This window comes from Streptomyces sp. NBC_00597 (assembly GCF_041431095.1).
In the GTDB taxonomy this organism is placed as follows: Bacteria; Actinomycetota; Actinomycetes; order Streptomycetales; family Streptomycetaceae; genus Streptomyces.
In genome coordinates this window covers 3,956,836-3,971,965 of record NZ_CP107757.1, presented here as the reverse complement: position 1 = coordinate 3,971,965, position 15,130 = coordinate 3,956,836, and the positions used below count along the sequence as shown (strand labels likewise).

At 74.3% G+C, this 15,130-nt stretch carries 9 protein-coding genes; 3 read left to right on the top strand and 6 right to left on the bottom strand.

The window, feature by feature from the left end:
- Positions 1–15 precede the first annotated feature (15 nt).
- A complete protein-coding gene (locus OG974_RS17730; protein ID WP_371643703.1) occupies positions 16–924 on the bottom strand; it encodes an ABC transporter permease in 909 nt (302 codons plus the stop codon).
- Positions 925–1,062: 138 nt separating this feature from the next.
- Here OG974_RS17730 and OG974_RS17725 point away from each other — a divergent pair, with 138 nt between their 5' ends.
- The gene (locus OG974_RS17725; protein WP_327283672.1) at positions 1,063–1,701 is read left to right on the top strand and encodes a TetR/AcrR family transcriptional regulator; all 639 of its coding nucleotides are present in this window, start codon (positions 1,063–1,065) and stop codon (positions 1,699–1,701) included.
- Positions 1,702–1,744: 43 nt separating this feature from the next.
- On the opposite strand, the gene OG974_RS17720 is transcribed toward OG974_RS17725, so the two are convergent.
- From OG974_RS17720 to OG974_RS17700, 5 genes are all read right to left on the bottom strand, one after another.
- Positions 1,745–4,018 carry a CDP-glycerol glycerophosphotransferase family protein gene (locus OG974_RS17720; RefSeq protein WP_371643701.1) on the bottom strand — a complete coding sequence of 758 codons (2,274 nt, stop codon included), beginning with the start codon at positions 4,016–4,018 and terminating at the stop codon, positions 1,745–1,747.
- A 123-nt stretch (positions 4,019–4,141) separates the two neighbouring features.
- The gene (locus OG974_RS17715; RefSeq protein ID WP_327283670.1) at positions 4,142–5,053 is read right to left on the bottom strand and encodes a carbohydrate ABC transporter permease; all 912 of its coding nucleotides are present in this window, start codon (positions 5,051–5,053) and stop codon (positions 4,142–4,144) included.
- Positions 5,050–6,378 (bottom strand): sugar ABC transporter permease, encoded by a 1,329-nt coding sequence (locus tag OG974_RS17710; RefSeq protein ID WP_327283669.1) that lies wholly within the window; start codon positions 6,376–6,378, stop codon positions 5,050–5,052. The genes OG974_RS17715 and OG974_RS17710 overlap by 4 nt, the downstream gene beginning before the upstream one ends.
- A gap of 4 nt (positions 6,379–6,382) precedes the next feature.
- On the bottom strand, positions 6,383–7,789 hold the full coding sequence (locus OG974_RS17705; RefSeq protein WP_371643699.1) for an ABC transporter substrate-binding protein: 1,407 nt from the start codon (positions 7,787–7,789) through the stop codon (positions 6,383–6,385).
- Positions 7,790–7,909: 120 nt separating this feature from the next.
- Positions 7,910–11,281, bottom strand: a complete 3,372-nt coding sequence (locus OG974_RS17700) for an FHA domain-containing protein (protein ID WP_371643697.1) — start codon at positions 11,279–11,281, stop codon at positions 7,910–7,912.
- A 438-nt stretch (positions 11,282–11,719) separates the two neighbouring features.
- On the opposite strand from OG974_RS17700, the gene OG974_RS17695 reads away from it, so the two are divergent.
- Positions 11,720–13,471, top strand: a complete 1,752-nt coding sequence (locus OG974_RS17695) for a protein kinase (RefSeq protein ID WP_371643695.1) — start codon at positions 11,720–11,722, stop codon at positions 13,469–13,471.
- Positions 13,472–13,621: 150 nt separating this feature from the next.
- Positions 13,622–14,875: a serine/threonine-protein kinase gene (locus tag OG974_RS17690; protein WP_327283665.1), complete on the top strand. Its 1,254-nt coding sequence runs from the start codon at positions 13,622–13,624 to the stop codon at positions 14,873–14,875.
- Positions 14,876–15,130 lie beyond the last annotated feature (255 nt).

The following is a 15,130-nucleotide window of genomic DNA, read 5'->3' as shown; positions in this document are numbered from 1 at the left end:
TGTGCGGTTGCGGTGTCAGCCACGGCCGTACTCCTCCTCAGCCTTCCAGAAGTAGATGAATCCGCCGACGCCCGCGAGCAGGGCCCAGCCGACGGCGATCGCCCACACGTGGTGCGGGAGCGCGTGCGCATCGAAGCTGTCGATCAGCGCGTAGCGCATCAGGTCGATGTAGACGGCCGCCGGGTTGGTCTTGAGCACGACGGTGACCCAGTGCGCGAGGTGGTCCTTCTTGAGCATCTGGTCGATGGACCACATGACGCCGGAGGAGTACATCCAGGTGCGCAGGACGAACGGCATCAGCTGGCTGACGTCCGGGCTCTTGCTGCCGATGCGGGCCATCACCATGGCGACGCCGGCGCAGAAGACTGCCATCAGGACCAGGGTCGGGGCGACCAGCAGCCACTTCGCGGTCGGCGTCTGTCCGCAGGCGAACAGCAGGAGGACGAGCGCGCCCATCGTGACGAGCAGCTGCTGGAAGAGCTGGACGACGGTGGACAGCGGCAGGCTGGCGCGGGGGAAGTGTAGGGCGCGGACCAGGCCGAGGTTGCCGTGGACGGCGCGGGTGGAAGCGTTGATGGAGCTCCCGATGAAGTCCCAGACGAAGACGCCGGTGATCAGGAACGGGATGTAGTCCGGCACGTCGTGGCTGGCGTTCATGACGACGCCGAAGATGAAGTAGTAGACGGCCGCGTTGAGCAGCGGGGTCACCAGGTGCCAGACCTGGCCGAGCTTGGCCGTGCTGTACGTGGCGTGCATCCGGGCGGTGGCGTACGCGGTCACGAAGTGGCGGCGGCCCCAGAGCTGGCGCACGTAGCTGGGGAGCGAGGGGCGGGCGCCGCTGACGGTCAGGCCGTGGGCGGACGCCAGCTCTGCGAGCGTGGCGGCCGGGGCGGGCCGGTCCGGCGTAGTGGTCACGGGGGTCACGGGGGGTCGCTTTCGACGGGGTCAGTGCGTCGGGACGGGTCCGTATCGTCGCTACGGCGAGAGTAGGGCGCGGTACGACGGAACGCAACCGTATCGTCGTGACGAGTGGGTGACGGCGTGCGCGGCTATGCTCGCTGCATGACCACGGACCCTGCCGACGCCGCCGTCCCCGCACCCGCCCGCCGCACCCCCGCCGGGGCCGCCGTCCTGCGCGAGGACGTGACCGAGGCGATCCGGGCGGCGGTGGTGGAGGAACTGGCCGCGGTCGGGTTCTCGCGGATGTCCATCGAAGGGATCGCGCGGCGCGCGGGCGTCGGGAAGACGGCCGTCTACCGGCGCTGGAAGTCGAAGCTGCACCTGGTGCTGGACCTGGTGGGTGCCTTCGCGGTGGACGGCCTGCCGGTGCCGGCGACGGGCTCGCTGTACGGCGACGTACGGGCCCTGCTCGAAGTGATGTCACACGTGCTGCGGCACCCGGTCGCCTCGGCGGTCATCCCCGACCTGCTGGTCGAGGCGGCCCGCAACCCGGAGATCGCGGACGCAGTGCGCGGCGCCCTGCTGGACGGGGAGCGGCGGATGGCCGAGGGGATCGTCTCGGAGGCCGTAGCACGCGGCGAACTGGCGGCGGGGACGGACCCGGGCCGGGCCCTGGACCTCGCGATCGGCCCCCTCTACTGGCGCCAGGTGGTGGCGCGCGACGCCGTTCCGGGCCCCTACCTGGACGACCTGGCCCGCTCGGTGGTGGCAGGCCTGAAGGCCGTGTCGCCCGGGTCCTGACCGGCGGATCCGGCCGGACCGGCCGGACCGCCCGCGCCCGCCCCTACGGCCACACGCCCTGCGTGGTCACGGACGCGAGCGTGGGTTCCGGCACGCCGGACGGGGCCGGCGGCGCCGGGCGGCGGTCCGGGAGCGGGACGACCGCAGGGACCGCGGCCGGCTGGCCCAGGAAGACCCGGCGCACGACGCGCTCGGCCGCGTGCCCGTCGTCGTACGAGCAGAACCGCGACCGGAACGCCGCCCGCAGCTGCGCCGAGCGCGAGCCCCGCCAGTGCCCCGTGGCGAAGATGTCCACCAGCTCGTCCTCGGTCCGGGCGATCGCCCCCGGCGGACACGAGCGCAGGTCGAAGTACGTGCCGCGGGCGGCCTCGTACGCCTCCCAGTCCTCCGCGTGGATCACGATCGGCCGGTCCAGCGCCGCGTAGTCGAACATCAGCGACGAATAGTCCGTCACCAGCGCGTCCGACGCCAGGCAGAGCTCCTCCACCGACGGGTACCCGGAGACGTCGACCAGGCGCGGGTGGCACACCGCCGGGACGGACGCGTCCGCGTACGTCAGGTGCGTGCGCGTCAGGATCGTGAAGCGCGGGCCCAGGTCCCGCAGCACCCGCTCGAAGTCCAGGTGTTCGGGCCGGCTGCGCCGGTAGTCGCGGTGGGTCGGCGCGTACAGGATCGCGGTCGAGCCCGCCGGGATGCCGAGGCGTTCGCGCAGCGCGACGACGTCGTCCACGGTGGCCCGGTGGAAGGCGTCGTTGCGCGGGTAGCCGTATTCGAGCGTCGTGTACGAGGACGGGATCGCCTTCTCCCACACCAGGGTGGAGTGGCGGTTCGCGGACAGCAGGTAGTCCCACTGGTCCGCGCCGCGCAGCAGGCCCGCGAAATCGGTCGTCGGAGTGGCTGCCGGCCGGTCCTGGAGGTCCAGGCCGACCCGCTTGAGCGGGGTGCCGTGCTGGGTCTGGAGGAGGACCTGGCCCGGCCGCTTGACCAGGGCCCGGTCGAAGTTGACGTTCGTGGTCAGGTACGCGGCCCTGGCGAGCGCCGTCCAGTACGCCGCGGAGCCCGGGCGCAGCGCGGCCGTCTCCGGCGGGAGCGTCGCCGCGTGCCGCGGGTCGCAGATCCACGCCGTCCGCATCCGGGGCGCGAGCTCGCGCAGCTTGGCCTCGATGGCCGCCGGGTTGCAGGCGTAGCCGCCGTGCCAGTACGCGGAGAAGACCGCCAGCTCCGGCCGCAGCGGCAACAGCCGCTGGAGGCGGTAGTGCAGGCGCAGCGCCGTCTCGCGCAGCCCCCGCCACAGCGACACCCCGGCGCGCCCCGCCGCGAGCGCGGCCGAGCGGAGCACCGACAGCGTGCGGTACGTGCGGCGCACGCCGAGCCGCATCAGGGCGTGCCGGACCCGGTCGGTGCGCGACAGCGACAGCGACTGCGGCAGCGGCGGCGAGCCCGCGGCCCGGTAGCGGCGCAGCAGCGCGGAGGCGCGTTGGAAGAACTCGGCCCGGCAGGCGCGCGGGAGGCGGCGCGGGTCGGCGTACAGGGCGCAGAAGTGCTCGGCCATCCGCCGGTGCAGGCTGGGGCGCCAGCGCTCCAGCTCGGGGCGGGAGCCGAGGTATCCGAAGACCCGGTCGTACTGGTCGAAGATGTCCAGGTGGCGGCGGCTGGTGGTGGTCAGGATCGAGCCGGTGCGCCGCTGGCGGTAGTGCACGCACACCCGGTCCAGGACCGCGATGGACTCGGCGGCCAGCAGCGCCGGATAGGTCCAGGGGGTGTCCTCGTAGAAACCGGGCGGGAACGCGAGGCCCTCGCGTTCCGCGAACTCGCGGCGGTACGCCTTGTTCCACACCACCATCAGCATGCCGAGCAGGGCCGGGCGGTCCGCGAGCCGGAAGCTGGCCGGACCCTCCTCGGCCAGCCGGTGCGAGAGCCGGTTGCGCACCAGCTCGCCGGTCCAGAAGGTGCGCGCGTAGTCGTAGACGAGGACGTCCGGGGATCCGGTGTCCTTGAGCCGGTCGGTGATGGCCCGCAGGGCGCCCGGGGCGAGGGTGTCGTCACCGTCGAGGAAGACCAGGTAGTCGCCGGTGGCCCGGGCCAGGCCCGCGTTGCGGGCCGGGCCCAGGCCCAGGTTGTGCGCCAGGTGCACCGCGGTCACCCGGGGGTCCCGCGCCGCGTACTCGTCGATGATCGAACCGCAGGCGTCCGGCGAGGCGTCGTCGACCGCGATCAGCTCCAGATCCGGGTACGACTGCGACAGGACCGAGTCCAGACTCTCCTGGAGGTACGCCTGAACGTTGTATGCGGGCACGATGACGCTGAACCGGGGCACGGCACATCCAGGGGTCGGCGCGGGTTTATTGCCCCAGAACCCCTGGCGTGGCGATCGGGTTACGCAGCGTGCGGCATTCGGGTTACACAGCGTCAATCCCGCACGTCAACCACCCGAATTGCGCTATTTGACCGCTCCCGCCATCACCCCCGAGACGAACTGCCGCTGGAAGGCGAAGAACACCACGAGCGGAACCACCATCGAAAGGAACGCGCCGGGCGCCAGCACGTCGATGTTGTTGCCGAACTGCCGTACCTGCTGCTGGAGCGCGACCGTGATCGGCGGGTTCGCCGAGTTCGCGAACACCAGCGCGACCAGCATGTCGTTCCACACCCACAGGAACTCGAAGATGGCGAGCGAGGCGATCGCGGGCCCGCCCAGCGGCAGCACCACCCAGGCGAACAGCCGCAGTTCGCCCGCGCCGTCCAGCCGGGCCGCCTCCAGCAGTTCGCGCGGGATCTGCGCGAAGAAGTTGCGCAGCAGGAAGATGGCGAACGGCAGCCCGAACGCGGTGTGGAACAGGACCACCCCGGCCGTGGTCTCGAACAGCCCGATGGAGCCGAACAGTTTCGAGACGGGGATCAGCGCCACCTGCACGGGGACGACCAGCAGCCCGACCACGACCAGGAACAGCCAGTCCCGGCCCGGGAACTCCAGCCAGGCGAAGGCGTATCCGGCCAGCGATCCCAGGACCACCACGAGCAGCGTCGCCGGGACCGTGATGGCCACCGTGCTGAGGAGGGCGCTGGTGATGGTGTCGTCGGCCAGCAGGTGTGCGTAGTTGTCGGTCGTCAGCCGTGCCGGCGCGGTCAGCGCCTGCCACCAGCCGCCCTCGTTCAGGTCGGTGGGGGAAAGGAAGGAGGAGATCAGCAGCCCGAGCGTCGGCAGCAGCCAGAACAGTGCGGCCAGGACCAGGAACACGCGGACGGCTCCGGCCGCCGCACCGGCAGCGAGCCGGCCGGCCCGTGCACCGGCACGGGGGGCGGGGCGGGCGCCGGCACCCGCTCCCGGGCGGGCCTGGGCGGAGGTGCTCATCGGGACCCCTCCTTCCGCAGCCTGCGGATGTTGTAGAGCATGACCGGCACCACCAGCGCCAGCAGCAGCACCGCGATGGCACTGCCCAGGCCCGGATCGGCGTCGGTGCCGAACGAGGTGCGGTACAGCTGGAGCGCCAGGACGTTCGCGTCGTCCTGCACCGAGCCCGGCGCGATCACGAACACCAGGTCGAAGATCTTCATCACGTTGATCACCAGGGTCACGAGGACGACCGCCAGCACGGGCGCCAGCAGCGGAACCGTGATCCGGCGGAACACCTGCCACTCGTTCGCCCCGTCCACCCGCGCCGCCTCCAGCAGCTCCCGAGGCACGGCGGCCAGCCCCGCCCCGATCAGCACCATCGCGAAACCGGCCCACATCCACACGTACGCGCCGATCACCGCCGGGGTCACCAGCGTCGGGCCGAGCCACTCCACCCCCGCGTACGCCTCCCGGAAGTTCGACGCGGGAAGCCGCAGCAGTGCCCCGTCGGCCTTCGCGGACAGGGTGAACGTGCCGTCGGCGCGGGCCGTCGCCGAGTCGACCACCCGGCCGTCCTTGACCGCTTCGATCCGGATGCCCGCGAGCCCGGACTCGGTCGGGTCGACCGCGTTCGTCCGGCCCCCGCCGCCCCGGGTGAAGTCCTGCCAGGCCGTCCCGGTGACCTTCCCCGGCTCGGCGGGTGCCGCCACGGCCGTACGGGTCCCCCCGGGCAGGGCCTCGGGGGCCACGCCGACCAGCGGGAGCAGCACCGGCACGCCCGCCCGGACGGGAGCACGGGTCGTGAAGCCGCCCGCCTGCTCCCCCTCGGCCGGGACCAGCGGGGAGTCGCGGCCCGGCCGCGCCTTCGGGAAGGCCGAGGACTGCGCGAAGGTGTCGTGCACCCCGACCCAGACCGCGTTCGCGACCCCCCGATCGGGGTCGTGGTCGTACACGAGCCGGAAGATGATGCCCGCCGCCAGCATCGAGATCGCCATCGGCATGAACACGAGCAGTTTGAACGCCGTGCCCCAGCGCACCCGTTCGGTGAGCACCGCGAAGATCAGACCGAGGGCGGTGGCCGTGGTCGGCGCCAGCACCACCCACAGCGCCGTGTTCTTCAGGGCCGTGCGGATCGTGTCGTCGTGCAGGATCTCCCGGTAGTTGCCGTCGCCCACGAACGTGTCGCCGGAGCGGTCGAAGAAGCTGCGGTAGATCGAGTAGCCGATCGGATGCACGACCAGCGCGCCGAGCAGCACCAGGGCGGGCAGGAGGAACGCCGCCGCGACGAGGCGGCGGCGCCGGGCCTCCGCGGACCGTGCAGCCGACGTGGCCGGGGCCGCCACGGGGTCAGTTCCCGTAGGCCTTGGCCGCGTCCGCCTCCAGTCTGGCCTGGGTGCCCGCCACGTCCGACGGGTTCGCCAGGAAGTCCTGGAGCGCCTTCCACTCGCCCGCCCCCGGCGTCCCGCCGAACGCCGCCGGAGCCTGGTCCGACATGTCGAAGCGGAAGTCGTCGCCCGACGCGATCAACGCCTTGGCGATGCCCCGCTGGATGTCGTTCGGATAGGCCTTCAGGTCCACCGACTTGTTCGGGGAGACGAAACCGCCCTCGCGGGCCTGGATCTCCGCCGCGTCCGGGGAGGCCAGGAACGTCAGCAGCGCCTGAGCCCCCTTCGACGGCTTCAGCGCGACCGCGACATCGCCGCCCGAGACCACCGGCGCCTTGCCACCGACCGCCGGAAACGGGAAGACGAGCGCGTCCTTGCCCACCTTCGCCTCGGTCTGCCCGATGTTCACCGCCACGAAGTCACCCTCGTAGACCATCGCGGCCGCCGGCCGGTCGCCCCCGGTGAAGGTCTGCGTCACCGACTTCGGGAACTCGGTGGCCAGCGCCCCGGCCGTGCCGCCCGCCAGGAAGTCCTTGCGGCCGAACAGCTCCCCGAGGGTGATCAGCGCCTGCTTGACGCTGTCGTCCGTCCACTTGATCTGGTGCTTGGACAGCTGGTCGTACTTCTGCGGGCCCGCCTGCGAGAGGTAGACGTTCTCGAACCAGTCCGTCAGCGTCCAGCCGTCCGCACCGGCCACCGAGACGGCCGGCGTACCGGACGCCGAAAGGGTGTCGGCCGCGGTCAGCAGCTCCTTCCAGGTCTTCGGCGGCTGCACGCCCGCCGCCTCGAAGGCCTTCGCGTTGTACCAGACCAGAGACTTGTTGGCGGCCTTGTAGTACACCCCGTACTGGGTGCCGTCGACCGCTCCCAGTTTCTTCCAGCCGTCCGAATAGTTCTTGTCGAGCTGAGCCCGCGCCTCCGGCCCCACCGGCTGCACCCACTTGTTCTGCACCGCCGACACCAGCGCCCCGACCTGCGGCAGCAGCGCCACGTCCGGCGGCTGACCGCCCGCGATCTTCGTGCCGAGGAACGTGACGATCGGGTCCTGCGCCGGGACGAACGTGACCGTCGCACCCGTCCGCTTCTCGAACTCCTTCAGGACCTTCGTGAAGTTCGCCTGCTCCGGTCCCGTCCAGACCGCGGCGACCTCCAGCTTCTCGCCGTTCAGCTTCGGTAATTCCACCCGCTGCCCGGCCGTCGAGGCCTCCCCGCCCTGCGGCGGGTCCTCCTTCTCGTCACCGCCGCCCCCGCACCCGCTCAGCGTCAGCGCGCCCGCGGCCACCAGGGCCGCCCACGCGGCCGCCCGGCCGTTTCTGCGGTGCTCCGTACGACTACGGTCCTTCGTGCGGCTCGTTCCCTGCCTGCGCATGGCTCTGCCCCCGGATGCCCGTGGTGTGACTCGTCCCACAAGGTCTACGCCGAGCCGCGCACCCCCGCAATACCGCCTCGCCCGCGCCGCAGCGTGTCGCTGCGGGCAGTTCCCGCCCGCTCAGGGAGCCGGCGGGAACAGCACGGGTATCGCCGAGACCAGGTGCGAGGCCCGGTCCAGAGCGCTCGCCAGCAGCGCCAGGTCGGTGGGGCCGTTGCCCAGCTCGCGCACGGGGCGGCGGGCCGGGGGATCGCCCATCCGCTCCCACTCGACCGGCACCACGGTCGGCCGCTGCGTCGCCGTCCGCGGGATCCGGCCGGTCACCCGGCCGCCCTGGAACGGGACCGTCCGCCCGTCGGCGTACCGCAGCCGGCCCCGGCCCGGGCCCGGCTGGTCCGGGGCGTCCAGATCGATCCGGAGCGGGTTCGTACGGGCCAGCTCGCTGTCGGCCGTACGGTCCGGGCGGGCGCTCGTGGCCACCAGGTGCACGCCGAGCCGGGCGCCGTCGCGGGCCACCGCGTCCAGCGCCCGTACGACGGATCCGGCGGCGGGGCGGCCCGTACTGCCCAGTCCCGGCGCGACCAGCGCGTCGAAGTCGTCCACCAGCACCACCAGGCGGGGCAGCGGGCCCGGCCCGGCGGGTTCGGTGCGCGGCGCGGCGGAACGCAGCCGCAGCGTGCCCGAGCGCTGCGGGTCGAGATCGCCGAGCAGTTCGCCGGGACTCGGCTGACGGGGTGAGACCATCCGGTCGGACAGTGCGCGGCGAGAATGCCACTCGGCGAACGGGACCCCGTCCAGGAGCTCGCTGCGGCGCTTCAGCTCGGCGCCGAGGGCCTGGGCGAACTCCCGCATGCGAACCGGGTCGGCGGCGACGAGGTGCGCCGCGACGTGCGGGAGCTCGGTGCACGGCTGGAGCCCGTCACCGCGCTCGCCGCCGGCCCCGTCCAGCAGGACCAGGCCCAGCCGGTCGGGCCGGGCGGCCGCGGACAGGGACGCGGCCACCGACCGCAGCAGCTCCGTACGGCCGCTTCCGGTGGGTCCCTCGATGAGGAGGTGCGGCCCGTCCTGGACCAGCTCGGCACCGACCGGCCCGCGCCGCCCGCTGCCGAGCACGAGCTCGGCGCGCCCGCCGACGTCCTGCCCCTGGTCCGTGGCGGCGGCCCAACGGGCCATCAGCGAAGCCGGGGTGGCCCGGGCCAACCCCAACTCGTCCAGCAGCCGAGCGGTGTTCGGGAGCGCGGTGGCAACGGCCGGCCGCGGTCCGGCCGGGGACGGCTCGGCGCGCAGCGGGGCCAGGGCGCGGGCGAACCGCTCGGCCCAGGCCGCGGAGACGGCGTCGGCGGTGGCGGTGGTTCCGGGCGGTGAGGGCTTGCCGCCGGTCACCGTGAACGTCCGTACGGTCGTGGCCACATCACCGCTGAGCAGGGCGATCGCGCCACAGTCCCGGAAGGCGGGGCTGCTCGCGCAGGCGGCCTCGTACGTCTCGGTGAGCGGGGAGGCGGGCGTGGCGGCCGGCGTCTCGGCGAGCACGAGCACGTGGATCCCGGCGGCCGGCCCGTGCGAGGCGAGGCGGCCGGTGAGGTCGCGCAGCGCACCGGAGCCGGGCTCCCCGTCGATAACGAGGAGCGTGTACGGGCCCTGGTGGGCGTACGCGGCTTCGCGGACGTCGTCGGGGTCGGCGGCGGCCCAGTGGGTACCGAGGGGACTGTCGTCGAGGCGGCGGGTCAGCTCGGCGGTGCGGGCGCCGGCCTGGTCCCGGTCGTACGCCAGGAGCAGCCGGCAGTCCTGCCCGTGCGCGGGCCGCACGTGCGGCAGCCAGCCGAGCCAGCCCCAGTCGGCTCGCCGCTCGGCGATGCCGCGTGCGCGGTCCGCGGCCAGCAGCACGATCTCCAGCTCGCCGGGCCCGTGGAGGGCGGCGAGCTGGGCGACCACGGACCGGGCGACCCCGGTCAGCCGTCCGCGCGGCCCGGCGATGCCGAGCGCGCCGACGTCCTGGAACGCGACCCGGCTGCCGGCCCCGAGGCCGACGTCGAGCCGGCCCCGGGGTCGGGACCACAACCGCCGGGTCGGCCCGAGAGCGGCCAGCAACAGTGCGGCGGGATCATCGGCGTCCGGCGCGGCGGCCGCGGCCGGCGCGGCCACGCCCTCCGCCCCGGAGGTCTCTTCCCCCCGCACCCACTTCCGCGCCCAGGCCCCGAACCCCCGCTTCCGCACCCCGCGCGGCCCGGCTCCGGGCTCCGAACCCGGTCCCGCCGAGCCGCCTGCGCCGGACTCCGCCCCGGGGCCACGGCCCGCGCCGGATCCTGTGCCCGGCCCGGCCGCGCGGCCCGCGCCGGCACCCGTCCCCGGTCCGGCCGCCGGGCGCAGGTCGTGGCCCGCGCCGGGGGCGCCGTACGACGCGCCGGGCCGGCCCGTGCCGGGTCCGCCCGCACCGGTCCACCCGGCGCCGGAGCCGCCGTGCTCCGCCCCGGCCCCGCGGCCCGCACCTGACTCCGTGCCCGGCCCGGTCTGGCGGCCCTCGCCCGGTCCGGCCCCCCGGCCTGCGCCGGAGGTGCCGTAGGCCGGGCCGGTCCGGCCGTTGCGGCCCGCGTCGGGGCCGGGGCCGACTGCGCCGCTCCACCCGGGGCGAGCCGCGCCGGATTCCGGGCCCGGACCGACATCGCGGCCCGCGTCGCGGTCCGTCCCCGGTCCGGCCACGTGGCCCGCGCCAGGCGCCCCGTACGACGGGCCGGGCCGGCCGCTCGCGTTCGCGTCGGACCGGCCCGTGCCGGGCGTGCCGAGGGGCAGGTCCGTGACGGGCACCTGCCCGGTCAGGTCGGCGCCCGCGGAGTCCCCGGGGGCCTCGGGCGCCGCCAGCGAGAGGTGGCCCTCCAGATCCGGGACGACGGGAAGGGCGGACGCCGTGTCCGGGGCCAGGCGGAGCGTCGATTCGCCGATGCGGAGCAGCGCACCCGGTGCCAGCGCCACCGGCTGCGGGCCCACCGCCGCGCCGTCCACCGTCGTGCCGTTCGTCGAGTCCAGGTCGGCCACGGCCACCCGCCCGTCCGGCATCACCGTCACCGCGCAGTGCAGCCGTGACACGTCCGGGTCGTCCAGCGGGACGTCCGCGTCGGCCGAGCGTCCGATCCGGATCGCCCCCGGGTGCAGCAGGTGCACCCCGCCCGCGTCCGGTCCGGCCACCACGTGCAGCTGCGCCCCGTCCGTCCCGTCCGTCCCGTCCGGCAGGACGTCCGGCACCGGGGCGTGCAGCCCCAGCACCGCCCCGTCCACGAGCGGCGGCTCCCCGAGCACCCGCCGCTGGAGGTCGAGCCGCTCCCTGCCTGCGTACAGCACGACCGTGCCACCGGTGTCGGGCCCGCCTACGGTCGCCGCGAGGCCGGAGGCCACGGCGGCGAGGGCGGTGCCCACGGGTGCGGTGACGAGCACGTCACAGCCGGCGGGCGCGGTCTGGTGGCCGCTGCGCGACCCAAGGACGGTCAGCCGGATCTGCATCGCCGTCAGCGGTCCCTTCTGCGCGGTGCGCGGTGCGTGCGCCCGGCAGGGGTGCGACGGGGCGTGCCCGCCCGCTCGACCCCCCACCCGGCACGGCGCGTCGTCCGGTCAGGTCTGCCGGAAGGCGGGCTCCCGTCCCGGCCGTTCCGTACGGGTGCATCCTCGCACCTGTCACGGACAACACGCCCGGCACCCGGCAATAAATGATCTTGAATGATCACACCTCTGCGCGTGTCGCGTACACGTCGGGGCATACGGGTCGACCAAAAGTCGCGGGAAAACGCCCCCGGCATACCCCTCAAACATCACTCTTCGTACATATGTGCGGCAACCAACCTCCGGCACCCCGCGTCTTCCCCAGGGACACCCCCTAGAGTGGGCCGGAAAAAGCACCACCCTGAAGAACCACGGCAGGGACGACAGCAGGGAGCGCGAGACGTGCGGCCAGTCGGCAGCAAGTACCTGCTTGAGGAGCCGCTCGGACGCGGCGCCACAGGCACCGTCTGGCGTGCCCGCCAGCGGGAGACCGCCGGCGCGGAGGCAGCCGTCGCCGGGCAGCCCGGCGAGACCGTGGCCATCAAGGTCCTCAAAGAGGAGCTGGCCCAGGACGCGGACATCGTCATGCGGTTCCTGCGGGAGCGCTCCGTCCTGCTGCGCCTGACGCACCCCAACATCGTGCGCACCCGCGACCTCGTCGTCGAGGGCGACCTCCTCGCCCTCGTCATGGACCTGATCGACGGCCCGGACCTGCACAAGTACATCCGGCAGAACGGCCCCTTCACGCCCGTGGCCGCGAGCCTGCTGACCGCCCAGATCGCGGACGCGCTCGCGGCCAGCCATGCCGACGGCGTGGTCCACCGCGACCTGAAGCCGGCCAACGTCCTGCTCGACGAGCGCGGCGGCCAGATGAAGCCGATGCTCACCGACTTCGGCATCGCCCGCCTCGCCGACTCCCCGGGGCTGACCCGCACGCACGAGTTCGTCGGCACCCCCGCCTACGTCGCACCCGAGTCCGCCGAGGGCCGCCCGCAGACCTCCGCCGTCGACATCTACGGCGCCGGCATCCTGCTGTACGAACTGGTCACCGGACGCCCGCCGTTCGCCGGCGGCACCGCCCTCGAAGTGCTGCACCGCCACCTCAGCGAGGACCCGCAGCGCCCGCCGAACGTGCCCGAGCCGCTCTGGATCGTCATCGAGCGCTGCCTGCGCAAGGAGCCGAACGAGCGCCCCAGCGCCGAGAACCTGGCCCGCGCCCTGCGCGTGGTCGCCTCCGGCATCGGCGTGCACAGCGCCCCCTCCGAGGTGGAGGCCGCCCTCGGCGTCGGCGCACTGCTCGCGCCCGACCCCTCGCCCGCGCCGGTCCCCGCGACCCCGGACGGCGGCGGCGCCGACCCCACCCAGGTGCTGCCAGGCCGCGCCGGTGCGCCGATGGGCGGCTACGACCCGAACGGCATGACCAGCGTGTTCCCGCCGGTCGGCGCGGCCGACGCCACCTCGGTGCTGCCGAGCGCGGGCGGCCCCGGCGCGGACCCGACCTCGGTCATGCCCCCGGTGCAGCGGCCGGACCAGCCGCACCCGTGGCAGTCGCAGATGCAGGCCGCGCGCGACCGCAACGAGCAGACGCAGATGCACTACCTCGACCCGAGCGAGGACCCCCTGCGCCGGCGCCCGCAGCGGCAGGCGCCCCCGCCGCCGCAGCAGCAGCCCCCGCAGTACCGCCAGGGTCCGCCGCCGCAGCAGTACCAGCAGCAGCCGCCGTACCAGCAGCCTCCGCAGCAGCCGTACTACCCGCAGCAGCCGGCGCCGCAGCAGTACCAGCAGCCGCAGCAGCCGCCGTACCAGCAGCCGCCCCAGCCCCCCCAGCGGCAGGCCCCGCAGCGGCAGGCACCCCCGCAGCAGCAGCCCCCGCAGGCACCGCCGCGCGCCCCCAGGGAGCCGCGCGAGCCGCGCCCCCGCAGCGCCAACCCGATCAAGATCCCGGGCCTGGGCTGCCTCAAGGGCTGCCTGGTCATGATCCTGCTGTTCGTGGTGGCGGGCTGGCTGGTCTGGGAGCTCACCCCGCTCCAGGAGTGGGTCGGCACCGGCAAGGGCTGGTGGGACCAGCTGTGGACCTGGGGCTCAGAGATCGTCGACTGGGTCGGCGCGCTCGCGGACTCCACGGGTAGCGGGACGGGCGGCGGCACGCCCTGAACCGGGCCCCCGTAGCGCCGACTTCGTAGATTTGTCGACTTCTGGGGCGTGATTTCGCCCCCAGAAGTGAAGGTCGCCGTGTTCCGGGTCCTCCAACCCCCATCCGGCCGCGTAGCTTTGGTGCGTACGCCAGCCGCTGAGGGAGCAGTCGTGGCACGGAAGATCGGCAGCCGGTACACCGCGCACCAGATCCTGGGGCGCGGCAGCGCGGGCACGGTGTGGCTGGGCGAGGGGCCGGACGGGCCCGTCGCCGTCAAACTGCTGCGCGAGGACCTCGCGTCCGACCAGGAGCTGGTCGGACGCTTCGTCCAGGAGCGCAGCGCGCTGCTCGGCCTGGACCACCCCCACATCGTGTCCGTCCGCGACCTCGTCGTCGACGGCAACGACCTGGCCCTGGTCATGGACCTCGTACGCGGTACGGATCTGCGCACGCGCCTCGACCGGGAGCGCCGGCTCGCCCCCGAGGCGGCCGTGGCGATCGTCGCCGACGTCGCGGACGCGCTGGCCGCCGCGCACGCCGCCGGGGTCGTGCACCGGGACGTGAAGCCCGAGAACGTCCTGCTGGACATGCAGGGGCCACTGGGGCCGGGCGGCTCGCACCCGGCGCTGCTGACCGACTTCGGCGTGGCCAAGCTGATCGACTCGCCGCGGCGGGCCTCCACCGGTCGGGCCACGGCCCCCACGACCCGGATCATCGGCACGCCGGACTATCTGGCGCCGGAGATCGTGGAGGGCCTGCCGCCGCGGGCCGCCGTCGACATATACGCCCTGGCCACCGTGTTGTACGAGCTGCTGGCCGGGTTCACCCCGTTCGGCGGGGGCCACCCGGGCGCGGTGCTGCGGCGGCACGTGACGGAGACCGTGGTCCCGCTGCCCGGCATCCCCGACGAGCTGTGGCAGCTGATCGTGCAGTGCCTGGCCAAGGCGCCGGCGTCCCGGCTGCGGGCCTCTGAGCTGTCGGCGCGGCTGCGCGACCTGCTGCCGCTGCTGGTCGGGATGCCGCCGCTGGACGTGGACGAGCCGGACGAGCCCGAACTGGATCCCGCCTCGGTGGAGCCGCTGGAAGCCGACCCGGTCCGCCGCCGGGGCGTGGTCCCGCTCGTGCCGGGCTCCGCGACGGACTCGAACCGGGACACGCACACCTCGATGCGGGTGCCGGGGCCGGACGAGCTGGCCGGGGGAGCGCTGGGCACGGCCCGGGTACCGCGCCCCGCGGGCGGGCACCGGCCGGGCTCGGCGCGCCACCGGGCGGACACCGTCCGCAGGCGCCGACTCGCGCTGACGGCGGCGGCGCTCGCCCTGGCCGCCGCGCTCGGACTGGGCGGCTGGCTCGCCTCCTCGGGCGACGAGCCGCAGCCGCCCCAGAACGGCAAACACTCGGCCCCGACGAAGCCGAACCGTTAGCCACGGGGGACCGAATGCCGGCCCCGCCGACCCTGGCGAAGTGCGCGTCGGCTCCTCGCCCTCGGCGTAGCGGCAGCCGTTGGCGGGTGCTGGGGACCCCGTCCGCCGTTCACGGACCGGCTCCGGACGCGCCCTGCGGGGGCCGGGCCGGGAGCCGGGCGCTCGGTCCTGGCGAGGCCGAACCCGTAGCCGCGGGGACTGAACGCCGGCCCCCTGCCCCTGGCGAAGTGCGCGTCGGCTCCTCGCCCCCGGCGA

Coding starts and splice junctions, on each gene's coding strand:
- OG974_RS17725 (WP_327283672.1), top strand. CDS start 1,063: ATGACCACGGACCCTGCCGACGCCGCCGTCCCCGCACCCGCCCGCCGC.
- OG974_RS17715 (WP_327283670.1), bottom strand. CDS start 5,053: ATGAGCACCTCCGCCCAGGCCCGCCCGGGAGCGGGTGCCGGCGCCCGC.
- OG974_RS17705 (WP_371643699.1), bottom strand. CDS start 7,789: ATGCGCAGGCAGGGAACGAGCCGCACGAAGGACCGTAGTCGTACGGAG.
- OG974_RS17700 (WP_371643697.1), bottom strand. CDS start 11,281: ATGCAGATCCGGCTGACCGTCCTTGGGTCGCGCAGCGGCCACCAGACC.